Raw genomic sequence first — 12,781 nt, forward strand, 5'->3', positions numbered from 1 at the left:
AAAAAGAAAAAAAATCCTACCTCGCTCAAAGTGTTTCTCTATTCCGATAATTGTTGGCCGAAAAGACGCAAGAAAAGCCTGGCACAAATCGCCAGACTTCCCCCATTACTCCCTCCACTCCAGCCAATTGTCGACTACTTCTCCCGTTTCGGCATCGATGGCACGCGAAAGACTGCTTTCTCGGGCCATATAAACCAGCTGTGGGTTGTCTGCAGTCTGGTTGCCCGCTCGCGGATACCAGTAGTACAGCCGCAGATTGGCATTCTTCAGGAACGCTTCTTTCGCTTTCTTTTCCCCGATGAGTCCCTGCTTGCTCGGATTGCTTGGCGGACTGTACGATTCTGACACGCGCGCCAGTACGACCTTGCCCTTTTTGGCGTCTACCTCAATCGTATACAGCGGCTTTTTCCCAGGAACACCATCCGTCAGCGGGTAAAACTCGTAGCGATGCGAATACCGGAGGCGTCCCGGTGTCTGATCCACCCAATCCGGCAATTTGTCGGCCAGACTGGTCGTTTTCAATTCAAACGACTGCTCCTTTGCCAGCAAATACTTCTCTACAAAGTCCTGGGCCAATTTCTTGCCCTCGTTTGCTGTGAGCACAGCTGCGAGCTCGGACTCCGCCTGGCCGTCCACTGAAACCTCAATCGGTGTACGCGACTTGCGGTCCAGCGTGATTTTTGCGCTTTCATTCACAACTGCCTTCCATTTGTACACATCCACGTTGCTCTTTTTATCGTTTTCCGTCACGAAATCGTATGTCAGTTTGCTGACTGGCAGCTGGAATCCTTCACCCAGCATTTTTTCCATGTTCTTTCGGTCTTTAAAGGCCTCTTTCGTCGCGGTCCCTTTGAGCTTGACCTCTTCCGTATCGTCGACCTCGATGTCTGGTACGGCTTGACCTGTGATGCCGTCGATAATCGGTTCATTTTCGGGAACGTATGCGAGCTTCCCGCTGTCAGGATCGAACACCAGCTTCATGGAAAGGGCTTCTCCCCACGATTGCTGCGCCTGATTGGCGGCAACAGCTTTCTTTGGATCTGCTATTTCTGTGATGAGTGGCAGCTTTTGTTTTTTCTGAGTGAATTTCACGATCTGTCCGTCAGCGTCAACCATGACCTCGCCCATCTTTTTTCTCACAGGGACATCATTTTGTGTCTGATAAAACGGGACGACCATCAAATTTTTTGTCCCGCTCCCCCTTTGTGTGGACAGCATTCCCGCAGAAGACACGACGATATTTTCGCCCACCTGCTCGCGAATGAAGCTCACGGCTTTTTGATACGGGACCTCTTTGTCAAAATGTTTCGTCTCGTCACGGTCTGGGTCCGACAAGCTAAGGCTCAGAATGTTCCCATTCTCATCCACTGCGAGAGAAAGAGAGATCCCTGCAGTGATTTTGCTCTTTTTGTCCGAGAGTATGAGCCTGTATTCAGAGCCCTCTTTGACAAAGGAGTCGGTATGCAGATTCCCAAGAGCGGGAACATAGTCCTCTTTCAGATCCTTGAGCACCTGTACCAGGTCTGCCGGCAATGGTATGACTTCTGCCTCACCCTTGTCGATCGCATAGGCGTACGATGCAGGTGATGCCCATACGACTGGCGTCGCCAGCAAACTGGCGGCTACCACGAGAAAGGCTGTCTTGTTCCATTTCTTCATGTGTACTCCTCCCTTTTCCTGTACCTCCTCCTAAAGACGGTTACATTTGGCAAAACGTTTCCTTCGAACGAAAAAAAGTCGCCTGCATGATCACAAGCGACTATATCTTTCGGCTTAATAGCCGCGCCATACTTTTCTTCTGAGCACTCCTGCATAGGACCATTCTTCCTCGCCAGCATCAGCCAATGTCTGCCCCAAGGCGTTCATCTTGCTGTCGATCTGGTCGAGGTAATGGAAGAGGACCGCTGTAGGCGTCTTGCCAGATACGGCACTTCCCCATCCATTCTCCACTTCACCATGGTGACTGAGGATACAGTGCTTCAAGTGCAGGACCTCGGCATCACCCAAAGGAATGTCGAGCTTTCGGCATATCCCGCTCACGATCTCAGCCCCCATGACCAAGTGTCCAATCAATTGCCCTGGCGTTGTGTAATCGGGCGCGATCGGATCGGACAGCTCGTACAGCTTTCCGATGTCGTGCATGATGCAGGTGGCATACAGCACATCCCTGTCCACCTGCGGATAGAGCGGCAAAAGCCTCTCCGCTGCAGTCAAAAGCGAGACGATGTGCTCGAGCAGTCCGTGGTAGTAGTTGTGATGCATGCGAACGCCTGCAGGATAGTGGCGCAATCGCTCACTGATCTCTTCATCGGACAATGCGTCCTTGATGATAGCCTGCAGCGTTTTGCACTGCAAACTTTCCACGGTCATCATCAGCTTTTCCCACAGCTCGTTCACAGGTACAGGTGAAATCGGAATCAGCGACTCCATGACCACCTCATCCGAAGGGGACGCGGGTCTGATTCGCTGGATCACCAGCTGCTTCTTCCCTCGATAATTCTGTACGGTAGCATCGATTTTGACGACGGATTTGACCGCGATCCCTTCCTTCAGCTCGCTGCTTACATCCCACAGCTTGGCCATGATCGTGCCGGACCGATCGCCGAGCTCCAGATTGAGATATTCGCTCTGGTTGCTCGCCACTCCGCTTTCCTTTGATTTCACGAGGCAAAACGCGATAACCCGCTCTCCCTCCAGATACTCCATCAGGTATTTCATCTGTTCTCCCATCCCAGCCTATTTTTTTCGGAACAACGTCTCTTCCAGTTTTTTCACAATCTTTTTGCCGACCAGGTCGTCCGCCGATTTGATCACCTTGGTAATCACGCCGAGCAGGTCTTCTTGCCCATTCCAGTGCTCGCGGACGATCGTTTCATCCACATCGACCAGAATGCGCCGCAGCGCGTACACAGCCAAAATGACATCATCGAGCAATCCAAATCCGCCTACGAGGACTTCCGGAATAAAATCGAGCGGGGCAATGAAATAGGCGACAGCCACCCCTGCAATCGCTTTGGACGGAACACTCACACGCTTGTCCAGCATCAGGCGAGCCAGCAGGACGAACAAGTCCGGAGCGAGCAAAATGTAGCTGGCAACCGTATCGTTTACCCCTTTTTCTTTGATAAAGCTCTCGATTTTTTCACGCAGCTTATCGTAGAAGCGCTGATGCTTTTCAGGCAGTACGACAGGTATCAATTCTTCTGTCTGTCTCAGCGCAGGCAGATTGGCAGATGTATGCTCATGGTTATCGTCTTGTTTGCGATCCTCTTCGTTCATTGCGATTCCTCCCTTTTCGGTTTTCTCACCGCGTTTTTCTTGTGACGGACGTACGACCATACGGCGATCACTGCCAGAACAGCAAGGAAAAAGATAGCGAGATTGCGGGAGACCAAATCAAACACATCATCCCAGCGCTCACCAAGCTGCCAGCCAAGCGTCACGAACAATAGACTCCAAAAAAGACCTCCGAAGTACGTGTACAGCATAAATGTAGGGAACGGCAATCGCGTGATTCCGGCAAAATAGGCAGTAAACTGTCGGACTCCCGGAATGAAATAGCCCACTGGCAGCGCCCACTTCCCTACTCGATTAAACCAATCCTCCGTTTTTTTATAGACGGTATACCCTAGCCCTAATCGCTTGCCGTAGCGCTCGATAAAAGAAAATCCGAGCGTTCTGCCAATCCAGTACGCGGCTGTCATGGCCAAGATCGATCCGAAAAAGCAGACGAGCAAGGTAGGCCAATATTCCAGTTTACCCGTAGAGACGAGAAAGCCGGAAAAAACGAGCAAGGTTTCTTCAGGGAGCGGCATTCCCAGAATCCCCAGAAAAAACAAAGCAAAAAGTGCCCCATATCCGTACTGCGAAATGTATCCGCCAAAAGATCCCATCATTTCTTCCAATCACTTCACCACTTTTCCGGCATGTCCGCCTTACACCCATTATGCCAAAAGATTACACCATTCTCAAATCCGCCCGGTTGACTTTATCCCGTTCTCAGTGTACGTTTACCTAGTTCACTAAATTTGTTGGATGGCCATCACGGCCGCGCCTTTTTCGTTAAGTCTGAATAAACTTTTCGGAGATAAATATCGATATCATGGACACGAGCCGTGGCTTTCCGAAAGCCGATTCGCTATAATGAAAGTAGATAAGATAAATAGAAACGGGATAAACGAGGGACAGGCCGGATGTGGAAAAAAATCTACCGCAAGTTAAAGTACGAGTATTACAAGCTGGTTCGAATGAAGGGTGCTCCTTCTTTTGTCGCGCGTGGTTTTTCTGTTGGTATATTCGTTGAGTTCATTACCTTGCCTACTTTCGGTTTGGCGTTCCTATTGCTGTTTCCTCTGATTAAAATTTTTCGAGCGAGTTTACCCGCTGGATTGATCGCTTTTGTAATCGGCAAGCTAGTGCTTCCCATTTTCATGGTGATCAACTACAAGATTGGGTATGCGATCGTGGGTAAACCTATCAATGAGCATTTTGTCACTGGGCATATGCCTCCGTGGGAAAAATGGCTCCTGTGGATGAAAGACAAGGGACTAGCTTACTTTACAGGCAGTGCCGTCGTAGGTTTTATTGTCGCAATCGCCAGCTATTTTCTCGTATACGCAGCCTTGCAGCTGTATCGTCGCAAAAAAATGCGCCGCTCCATCGCACAAGGCCGTTCCACCTCCTGAAAAGGGTGCGAGGCTCCGCCAAGCTTTTGCACCCAAAGGGTACAGGTCTCGCCTTCTCACTATTGTTCGAGGTCTCGCTATGTTGCACTTATACTGGATAAGAATCTTATAAATTCTTATCTGTATAAAAAAGACCGGTTCTGACTGCTTTACATGTCAGACCGGTCTTTTCATTTTGTCATCCTACCATTATGCGAAGTAGCCTTTATCCCGAAGTTGCTCCATGATTTCGGCAACGGTAATGTCTTGCTTCAAGAGCTCCAGGGTTACTTCCACTTGCTCTGGGGACAGGCCGTTCGCACCCAGGCTTTCGCTGACCAACACGTAGTTCGGGCGACGGAAGTACGTTTGCAACGTACGCTTCACACGTCCTTCCAGACTTGTTCTCAGCATCAATTCTGTCGTCGACATCTGTTCCACCTCTTTCTCAGAAAGATCTGTGCATAACCTCTATTATCGTACATTATTGCCCAATAATCAAGGATTGGCTACCTTGCTCATCCATTAAATTTCCGGCATGAGGCTGCGTTTGTGCTCGGAAATGCGGTGCAGGTACTCGATGCGCTCTTTTGCCTCTGGCCGTGTCTCACCTGTAATCAGCAATCGGTCCAGGTCTTCGTAGGTAAAGCCCATTTCCTGTTCATCCGTTTGCCCTTCCCACAGATCAGCAGATGGTGCCTTGGTGATAATGGAAGTGGGAACTCCCAGCTCCGCTGCCAGAATTCGCACCTCGTGCTTGGTCAGACTGGCGACCGGATTGATGTCCGCCAAGCCATCGCCGCCTTTTGTCATGTATCCGACATAGACTTCGCTGCGGTTGCATGTATCGACTACGAGATAGCCTTTTTGGTTGGCGATTGCGTAGAGCACCGTCATGCGCAAGCGAGCCTTTGTATTCCCTTTCGTTTTGGCGTCCAGCGGCAGCACGCCTTCGATCGCCGGAACAATCGCATCGAAAGCCGCTCCCACATCGACCGTCACCAGATTCAGCCCGATCGCATCCGCCAATCGCTGTGCATCTTCTGCATGCACGTCCTGGGAGTACGCAGGCAGCCAAACCCCGATCACTCGTTCTTTGCCCAGTGCCCGTACGCAGAGCGCGGCTGTCACCGCACTGTCGATCCCACCGGAAATCCCTACGACCGCTCCGCCCAACCCCGGTCCGTCAATCTGTTCACGAATAAAGGCAACGCGTTTTTCCGCGTCATCTTTTACATGTATCTGGTAGTTCGCCAGATGTTCCTGAAACTTGTCCATGCTTCCTACCCCCCGGGTTGAATATTTCTTCCTCATCCTACCACGCAGTTTTCACGGTGGCAATTAGCCGAAAATCGGTCTACACTATATAATGTACCGAGTAGATGAGAAAACTTGTCTCCCCCAGCTACCGGGTGGAGGCTTCCATTGCAAGATGCATATCGGAATTCTCGTTCATTCTGATCTGTGAGACCATAGCGAGGACAAGGAGAGAGTCGATGATTATCCTCAAGACACCAGAAGAGATCGAAATGATGCGCAAGGCCGGAGCTATTTTGGCCGCTTGTCATCGAGAAATCAAAAAAATGATTCGTCCAGGCGTTTCTACCTGGGACGTTGATCAATTTGTGGAAGAGTTTTTGGCCAAACATGGTGCAACCCCAGAGCAAAAAGGTTATTCCGGGTATCCGTATGCGACCTGCGGCTCCGTGAACGATGTCATTTGCCACGGTTTTCCCAAGAAAGAGCCGCTGCGCGAGGGTGATATCGTCACGATCGACATGGTCGTGCGAAAAGACGGCTGGCTAGCGGATTCCGCATGGTCATACGAAGTGGGCAAGGTTTCCCCCGAAGCCAAGCGGCTCCTGGAAGTCACCGAAAAGTCGCTGTACTTAGGGATCGAGCAGGCTGTAGTGGGCAATCGGATCGGGGACATTTCCCACGCCATCCAGACCTATGCGCAAGCGAATGGCTACTCCGTCGTGCGCGACTTTACCGGACATGGAATCGGAGTGGATATGCACGAAGAGCCGTACGTTCCCCACTTCGGCCCTCCAGGACGCGGTCAGCGTCTGAAAGAAGGCATGGTCATCACCATCGAGCCTATGCTCAACATCGGCACATACCATGCGAGGATCGACGAGGATGGGTGGACAGCGCGCACCCGTGACGGTAAGCTTTCCGCACAGTATGAGCACACCATCGCGATTACCGCGGATGGACCTGTCATTTTGACCAAACAATAATGCAAGCGACGAAAAAGCCCACGATAGGGCTTTTTCTTTTTGTCCGTTTCATCCGCAGGCGCCGAATGTGCTGGATTGAACATCGGAATCTTGACACCTGCTTGGTGGATTCGTATGATGCAAATACTTGTTACTGCCTAGTAACAAACCTTCAAAGGAGGTTTTCCATACATGTCTGAATCCGTAAATGATCGTCAAGCAACGAAGCGATTGGGCGATATTCCCTTGTCCGTCCTCGATTTATCGCCGATTGTCGAGGGAGGAAGCGCTACCCAGTCCTTCAAGAATAGCCTTGATCTTGCCAAGCAAGTGGAAAAGTGGGGGTATCACCGTTTTTGGCTGGCCGAGCATCACTCCATGCCGAGTGTCGCCAGTTCCGCCACCTCTGTCTTGATCGGTCACATCGCCGGCGGGACGTCCACGATTCGGGTAGGCTCAGGCGGCATCATGCTGCCCAATCACGCTCCTTTGGTCATTGCAGAGCAATTTGGCACGCTGGAATCACTCTATCCGGGACGCATCGATCTCGGTCTGGGACGAGCGCCAGGGGCAGACCAGCGTACAGCACGCGCTTTGCGCCGCGATCTGCGAATCGGCGGGGAAGACTTTCCAGAGCTTTTGCAAGAGCTGCGGGAGTATCTGAACCCGAGCCTCGCAGATTCTCCTGTCGGAGTAAAGGCGATTCCGGGTGAAGGTCTGAACATCCCGATCTGGCTGCTCGGCTCCAGCGATTTCAGCGCTCGTCTGGCAGGCATGCTTGGATTGCCATTTGCTTTTGCCGGCCATTTCTCACCGAACTACACCTTGCCTGCCCTGCAGACGTACCGTCATAGCTTCCGTCCATCCGAGGTGCTGGATGAGCCGTACGCGATGGTAGGCGTCAATGTCATGGCTGCGGATACGGACGAGAGAGCGGAGCGCCTCGCTACCTCTCATTATCAAGCATTTTTGAATATCATTCGCGGCGATCTGAAGCCGATCCAGCCGCCTGTCGACAGCATGGATGACCTGTGGAGCGAGTTTGAAAAGCTGTCCGTTCAATCCCAGCTGCGCTCTTCCATTATCGGAAGCCCAGCGACAGTCAAACGGGAGCTGCAGGAGCTGCTGAATTCTACGCAAGCAGATGAGCTGATGATCACCACTTCCATGTTTGATCACGCAGACCGTCTTCACTCCTATGAAATTGTCGCAGATGTCTGGAGATCATAACGGGATGACAGCTGGCAAGCGTACGAGGATCCCCCGCGCAGAGGCTCAGGAAATCATTCTGAACGCAGCCGAAGAGCTCTTTTATCAGGAAGGGATTCATGCAGTCAGTGTGGACGCAGTGGTCGAGAGGGCCGGCATCAACAAAATGAGCGTATACCGCCAATTCTCCTCCAAGACCGACCTGATCCTCGCCTACATCACCCGAAAGCAGCAGGCTTTTTGGTCGGAGTGGACGGCCAGTATATCCAAGCATCCGGATCAGCCTCGGGAGCAGTTCATTCAGTTCTTTCGGGATTTGGCTGCGAAGGCGTCGTGTACGGATTTTCGCGGCTGCTGCTTTATCAACGTGGCGGTTGAATTCGCCGATACCTCCCATCCTGTGCGGGAGCTCGTCACCGCTCATCAAAAGCGGGTGCACGACACGTTCCTGGAGATGGCGACCTCACTGAGGGCTGAGCATCCCCATGAGCTCGCCTACACGCTCCGCCTTTTGATGGAGGGGACCTATGCGGATAGTCAGACTTATGGGACAGACAGCGCAGCCATCCAGATGCTTCCCGTCATCGTGGAAAAAGTGATAGACGCCGCCGTCTCCTCGTCATTGCAGCTTTAAACAAAAAAGTGGCTCGCCGCATTCAACATGCAGCAGCCACTTTTTTACATCGAACTTCCCGCTTCGCGTTTGTCATAGCGGGTGACTTAGCCTTTTACGCTTGTTGCCAATGTCTTGTTGTTGGTCATTGCTTCGAGATCTTGAATATCTTTTTCCAGATCGCGAATGTCTTCCTCGATCAGCTTCTTCAGATGTTGCTTTTCACGAAGAACTTTTCGAGTCTGCTCCAAACGCTGGTTCAAATCGAACACGCCGAGATACACTGCCTTTCCCTCCCTATGTACATTTTCCACCTTACATGTTATGCGGAAGGAACCAATTGTTTCCATGACCCCAGTAGGGAGACAGGCCTTTTTTTCACGACGAGGACTTTTGCCATAAGTCCGCTTTGAAATGAGAAAAAGACTCCCCCATCAGAGGAAGTCCCGCAGCCGTGTTTAGATGTTTTTGTACTTGCCCAGTTCGGCACGCAGACGTTGTACCTCTTGTACCAGTGCCCGTTTTTCCAGACGGTCAATCTCGGAATCGAGGTCGTTCATGCGGGCTTGGGAATATCCCTGGGCATATGGCCGCTCGTACACATCAAATCCATCCCCCGCGTAAGAGAAGCGAGGCTCTTTTGGCATGATCATCGCCAGCAGCAAATAAATCAGAATCGGAATCCCTGTACACACTGTCAAAATGACGACCCCGACACGTACCAGCGTCGAATCGATATTCAGAAATTGAGCAATCCCTCCGCAAATCCCAAACAGCCTTTTATCTTGCCCGGAACGGTATAAACGTCTTTCCATGTCGCATTCCTTCCTCTCTACTTGTATCCGCTTGCTTTGTATCTACAGGATACCCCACGGCCGCTTTCGGCAAAATGGCCCACAGAGGGATTTGTCCTCCGACCTCGGACGGAGATCGGTCAAGCTCTGCATGAAATAGCCCCATCACGTCTACGCTACAGGGGAGGTGATCTGTCATGCCGCTCATTTGGCTAGTGGCTGTCTGCATGCTAGCGGGCTGCTCTGCAAATCCGACGAAAGATCGCAGCTTCATCCAGAGTGATCGCCATTATTACTATCAGCAAAACATCGTTCACCCACAGGGGATGGAGCCCAATGTCACTCCCTACGGACCTCCTGTGAACGCCAGCACCTCCGGAGAATACGACCGCTGGATCAGACCCGATTCGGTGTCACAGTACCCGGGGCTCGTGCCAAAGTGATGGACGGCAGGACATGCCAAAAGACCGCCTCGATTCGTCGGGCGGCCTTTTTCCTGTTCCTCTCCTCATTTACGTACGGAATCCGACTCCGTATAAACCGGTCGCGGGCGGTCGAAGATGTCACCCAACGTCGCATAGCTGTGTCCAGCCAGCCGGCTGACTGGCGCAAAAGCTTCGGCATCAATCCGCCCCTGATGATACAAGGCATCATCTACATGGACGTGGAGAACCTCCCCGATGATGAGGTCGGAGGTCACTGGGCTGCCCAGCTCCACGATCTGGTGGAGCTTGCACTCAAAATGAATGCGGGACACCGCAAGCCGCGGCACCTTGACGGTTGAGGATGGCTGCAGCGCAAGTCCGAGCGCGGTTACCTCACTCACGTCCGGAGGATAATCCGCAGACGTCTGATTCATGACATCCACGTTGTGCACGTCCACCATATTCACGACAAATTCGCCGGTTTCCCGGATGTTGCGGGCCGTGTCTTTGCTGATCCCTCCCGGCTTGCGCATGACGGCTACCGAGATCAGCATGGGCTCAATGCTGGCGACGTTAAAGTAACTGAACGGAGCCGCATTGAGGAGGCCATCACCACCCATCGATGTGACCCAAGCGATCGGCCGGGGGATGATGCCCCCGATGAGCAGCTTGTATTTTTCTTGCCGTTCCAAATCAGCCATCGTTAATTCCATGAAGCATTCCTCCTTCTTACTCGCTTGGCGGCAGCCAGCTGGCCATATACGCTCCATCCTCGATATCCAGCGCTTCCCTCGTCACCTGCAGCGGGTGAAACGTATCCAGCATGACGGCGAGCTCGCTCGTTTCCTTTTTGCCGATGCTGCCCTCAATCTTGCCTGGGTGCGGGCCGTGCGGGATGCCCATCGGATGCAAGGTAATGGAGCCCTCGTATATCCCTTTCCGGCTCATGAAGTTGCCTTTTACGTAGTATAGCACCTCATCGCTTTCGACATTGCTGTGGAAATAAGGCGCGGGTATCGATTGCGGATGGTAATCGTACAGGCGCGGAACAAAGGAGCAGATCACGAAATTGTGCCCCGCAAATGTCTGATGCACGGGAGGCGGCTGATGGATGCGCCCTGTGATCGGTTCAAAATCGTGAATGCTGAGAGCGTACGGATACAGGTATCCATCCCACCCCACCACATCAAACGGATGGAAGTCGAAGAAATAGCTGTAGACAACCGATTGCCTTTTGACCCGCACCTCAAATTCTCCGCGCTCTACATGGGTTTCCAGCCGCTCTGGCAATCGGATATCCCGCTCGCAGAACGGGGAGTGCTCAAGCAATTGGCCGTGTTCATTCCGATAGCGTTTGGGCGGCACGATCTCGTTTTGCGACTCGATCACGAGAAAGCGGCTCTGTGCGGTGGGAACGATACGGTAGGTTGTGCCGATCGGGATGACCAAATAATCGCCAGGCTGATAGGTCAGGGTCCCAAAGATTGTCTGAAGCTCGCCTTCCCCCTCATGGACGAAGATGACCTCATCTCCATCGGCATTGCGGTAAAAATAGTCCATCGGCTCTGTCGGCGCGCATACCCCCATCAGTACGTCGTTGTTTCCGAGCAGGTAACGGCGCCCCGTAATCGGGTCTTTGCCAGGCTGGACATCGAACGTCTTGAAATGCTGATGCTTCAAGTCATCCTGCTGGACAAACCGGGGCGTGACATCCGCAAACTTGCGAGTCGCTTTTACCTGTGTAGGCGGATTGTGGTGGTACAGAATCGATTGAATGCCGGAAAATCCTTTGGTCCCCATCACCTGCTCGCGATAGAGCTCCCCGTTCGGTTTGAAAAATGTCGTATGCCGCTTTTTCGGCACTTCCCCCATCCGATGATAAAAGGCCATCGTTCTTCCCCCTTCTCCCATTTCCTTTTATTCGCTGATCCGATTCCGCAAGATCCCGAGCCGTTCGACTTCCAGCTCGACTACATCACCGGGAGCCAGCCAGCCGTAGCGGTCTGCCCCCAGCTCCAGAATGCATCCGGTCCCCACTGTGCCGGAGCCGATGACATCGCCTGGGTACAGCGGACAATCGGCGGAAGCCCGGGCGATCATCTCTGCAAAGGTGAAGTGGAGGTCTCGAAGGTTGCCTCGGGAGTACTCCACGCCGTTCACTCTCGCCACCATGGTGAGGTCGTAGCCGTCCCCGCGCTCTCCTGTGATCCTCGCGCTTTCCAGCTCATCCGGCGTCACCAGCCACGGCCCCATCGAGGTGGCGAAATCCTTCCCCTTCGCGGGACCGAGCCCTACCTTGACCTCTTCGCGCTGTATGTCACGTGCACTCCAGTCATTGAGGATGCAATACCCTGCGATATGGGCAGCTGCCTCCTCCACCGAAATATTCACGCCGGCTTTTCCGATCACACAGGCCACTTCCAGCTCGTAATCCAGCCATTGGGTCGCTTTGGGCCTGCGAATCGCGGCTTCCGGACCGGTAAAGGCAGATGCATTCGAAAAGTAAAAAACCGGGAAATCATACCACTCTGGAACCATGTCCAATCCACGCTGTGCCCGAGCGGTCTTGACGTGAGCCTCAAACGCGTAAAAGTCGCGAAAGCTGCCAGGACGAGGGAGCGGGGAACCAAGCTGGACTTCATCCATCGGCAGTCCCAGACCTCTCACGCTCCCTCTTGCCACTTCTGCCTGCAGTCTTGGCTCCCAGACCTCCCATTGCCCCAGCAGTTCCGGCACGGTGACAGGTGCATCCGGAAAAATTTGAGCCGCATCCACAATCAGGCCTTCCTCATAAATTCCCGCCCGCCAAGCTTCTCCAGCGTTTTTTCGATAGGACACCAGCTTCATTGGATCA

At 52.7% G+C, this 12,781-nt stretch carries 16 protein-coding genes; 5 read left to right on the forward strand and 11 right to left on the reverse strand.

Annotated elements, in window-relative coordinates; genetic code table 11:
- Positions 1-105: 105 nt before the first annotated feature.
- The 4 genes from JNE38_RS21150 to JNE38_RS21165 all read right to left on the reverse strand — a co-directional run bounded on the left by JNE38_RS21150 (position 106) and on the right by JNE38_RS21165 (position 3,905).
- On the reverse strand, positions 106-1,659 hold the full coding sequence (locus JNE38_RS21150; RefSeq protein ID WP_203353129.1) for a hypothetical protein: 1,554 nt from the start codon (positions 1,657-1,659) through the stop codon (positions 106-108).
- A gap of 114 nt (positions 1,660-1,773) precedes the next feature.
- Positions 1,774-2,718, reverse strand: a complete 945-nt coding sequence (locus tag JNE38_RS21155) for a 3'-5' exoribonuclease YhaM family protein (RefSeq protein WP_203353130.1) — start codon at positions 2,716-2,718, stop codon at positions 1,774-1,776.
- Positions 2,719-2,736: 18 nt separating this feature from the next.
- Positions 2,737-3,279, reverse strand: a complete 543-nt coding sequence (locus JNE38_RS21160; protein ID WP_203353131.1) for a YkvA family protein — start codon at positions 3,277-3,279, stop codon at positions 2,737-2,739.
- A complete protein-coding gene (locus JNE38_RS21165; RefSeq protein ID WP_203353132.1) occupies positions 3,276-3,905 on the reverse strand; it encodes a DedA family protein in 630 nt (209 codons plus the stop codon). The genes JNE38_RS21160 and JNE38_RS21165 overlap by 4 nt, the downstream gene beginning before the upstream one ends.
- 288 nt (positions 3,906-4,193) lie before the next feature.
- Between JNE38_RS21165 and JNE38_RS21170 the strand changes: the two genes are divergently transcribed.
- The gene (locus JNE38_RS21170; RefSeq protein WP_203353133.1) at positions 4,194-4,685 is read left to right on the forward strand and encodes a DUF2062 domain-containing protein; all 492 of its coding nucleotides are present in this window, start codon (positions 4,194-4,196) and stop codon (positions 4,683-4,685) included.
- Positions 4,686-4,874: 189 nt separating this feature from the next.
- Here the strand turns inward: JNE38_RS21170 and JNE38_RS21175 are convergent, their stop codons facing one another.
- Positions 4,875-5,096 carry a hypothetical protein gene (locus JNE38_RS21175; RefSeq protein ID WP_203353134.1) on the reverse strand — a complete coding sequence of 74 codons (222 nt, stop codon included), beginning with the start codon at positions 5,094-5,096 and terminating at the stop codon, positions 4,875-4,877.
- 93 nt (positions 5,097-5,189) lie between these two features.
- The gene (gene nadE, locus JNE38_RS21180) at positions 5,190-5,942 is read right to left on the reverse strand and encodes an NAD(+) synthase (protein ID WP_203353135.1); all 753 of its coding nucleotides are present in this window, start codon (positions 5,940-5,942) and stop codon (positions 5,190-5,192) included.
- A gap of 218 nt (positions 5,943-6,160) precedes the next feature.
- Here nadE and map point away from each other — a divergent pair, with 218 nt between their 5' ends.
- The 3 genes from map (at position 6,161) to JNE38_RS21195 (ending at position 8,729) form a co-directional block, all read left to right on the forward strand.
- Positions 6,161-6,907: a type I methionyl aminopeptidase gene (map, locus tag JNE38_RS21185; protein WP_203353136.1), complete on the forward strand. Its 747-nt coding sequence runs from the start codon at positions 6,161-6,163 to the stop codon at positions 6,905-6,907.
- Between the two features lie 171 nt (positions 6,908-7,078).
- A complete protein-coding gene (locus JNE38_RS21190) occupies positions 7,079-8,116 on the forward strand; it encodes an LLM class flavin-dependent oxidoreductase (RefSeq protein WP_203353137.1) in 1,038 nt (345 codons plus the stop codon).
- 4 nt (positions 8,117-8,120) lie between these two features.
- Positions 8,121-8,729 carry a TetR/AcrR family transcriptional regulator gene (locus JNE38_RS21195; RefSeq protein WP_203353138.1) on the forward strand — a complete coding sequence of 203 codons (609 nt, stop codon included), beginning with the start codon at positions 8,121-8,123 and terminating at the stop codon, positions 8,727-8,729.
- Positions 8,730-8,815: 86 nt separating this feature from the next.
- Here JNE38_RS21195 and JNE38_RS21200 read toward each other — a convergent pair whose 3' ends face one another.
- Positions 8,816-8,992, reverse strand: coding sequence for a hypothetical protein (locus JNE38_RS21200; protein ID WP_203353139.1), 177 nt, complete (start codon positions 8,990-8,992; stop codon positions 8,816-8,818).
- Positions 8,993-9,166: 174 nt separating this feature from the next.
- Positions 9,167-9,523 carry a PspC domain-containing protein gene (locus JNE38_RS21205; protein WP_203353140.1) on the reverse strand — a complete coding sequence of 119 codons (357 nt, stop codon included), beginning with the start codon at positions 9,521-9,523 and terminating at the stop codon, positions 9,167-9,169.
- 176 nt (positions 9,524-9,699) lie between these two features.
- Between JNE38_RS21205 and JNE38_RS21210 the strand changes: the two genes are divergently transcribed.
- Positions 9,700-9,945: a hypothetical protein gene (locus tag JNE38_RS21210; RefSeq protein WP_203353141.1), complete on the forward strand. Its 246-nt coding sequence runs from the start codon at positions 9,700-9,702 to the stop codon at positions 9,943-9,945.
- A 65-nt stretch (positions 9,946-10,010) separates the two neighbouring features.
- Here the strand turns inward: JNE38_RS21210 and JNE38_RS21215 are convergent, their stop codons facing one another.
- From JNE38_RS21215 to JNE38_RS21225, 3 genes are read right to left on the reverse strand one after another with little or no spacing between them, the layout of a single operon-like run.
- Positions 10,011-10,640, reverse strand: a complete 630-nt coding sequence (locus JNE38_RS21215; protein ID WP_203353142.1) for a flavin reductase family protein — start codon at positions 10,638-10,640, stop codon at positions 10,011-10,013.
- Positions 10,641-10,656: 16 nt separating this feature from the next.
- Entirely contained in the window at positions 10,657-11,817 is a 1,161-nt protein-coding gene (locus JNE38_RS21220; RefSeq protein WP_203353143.1) for a homogentisate 1,2-dioxygenase, read from the reverse strand.
- 27 nt (positions 11,818-11,844) lie between these two features.
- The gene (locus JNE38_RS21225; RefSeq protein ID WP_203353144.1) at positions 11,845-12,774 is read right to left on the reverse strand and encodes a fumarylacetoacetate hydrolase family protein; all 930 of its coding nucleotides are present in this window, start codon (positions 12,772-12,774) and stop codon (positions 11,845-11,847) included.
- Between the last annotated feature and the right edge of the window lie 7 nt (positions 12,775-12,781).

Origin of the sequence: Brevibacillus choshinensis, assembly GCF_016811915.1 — a bacterium.
GTDB lineage: Bacteria > Bacillota > Bacilli > Brevibacillales > Brevibacillaceae > Brevibacillus > Brevibacillus choshinensis_A.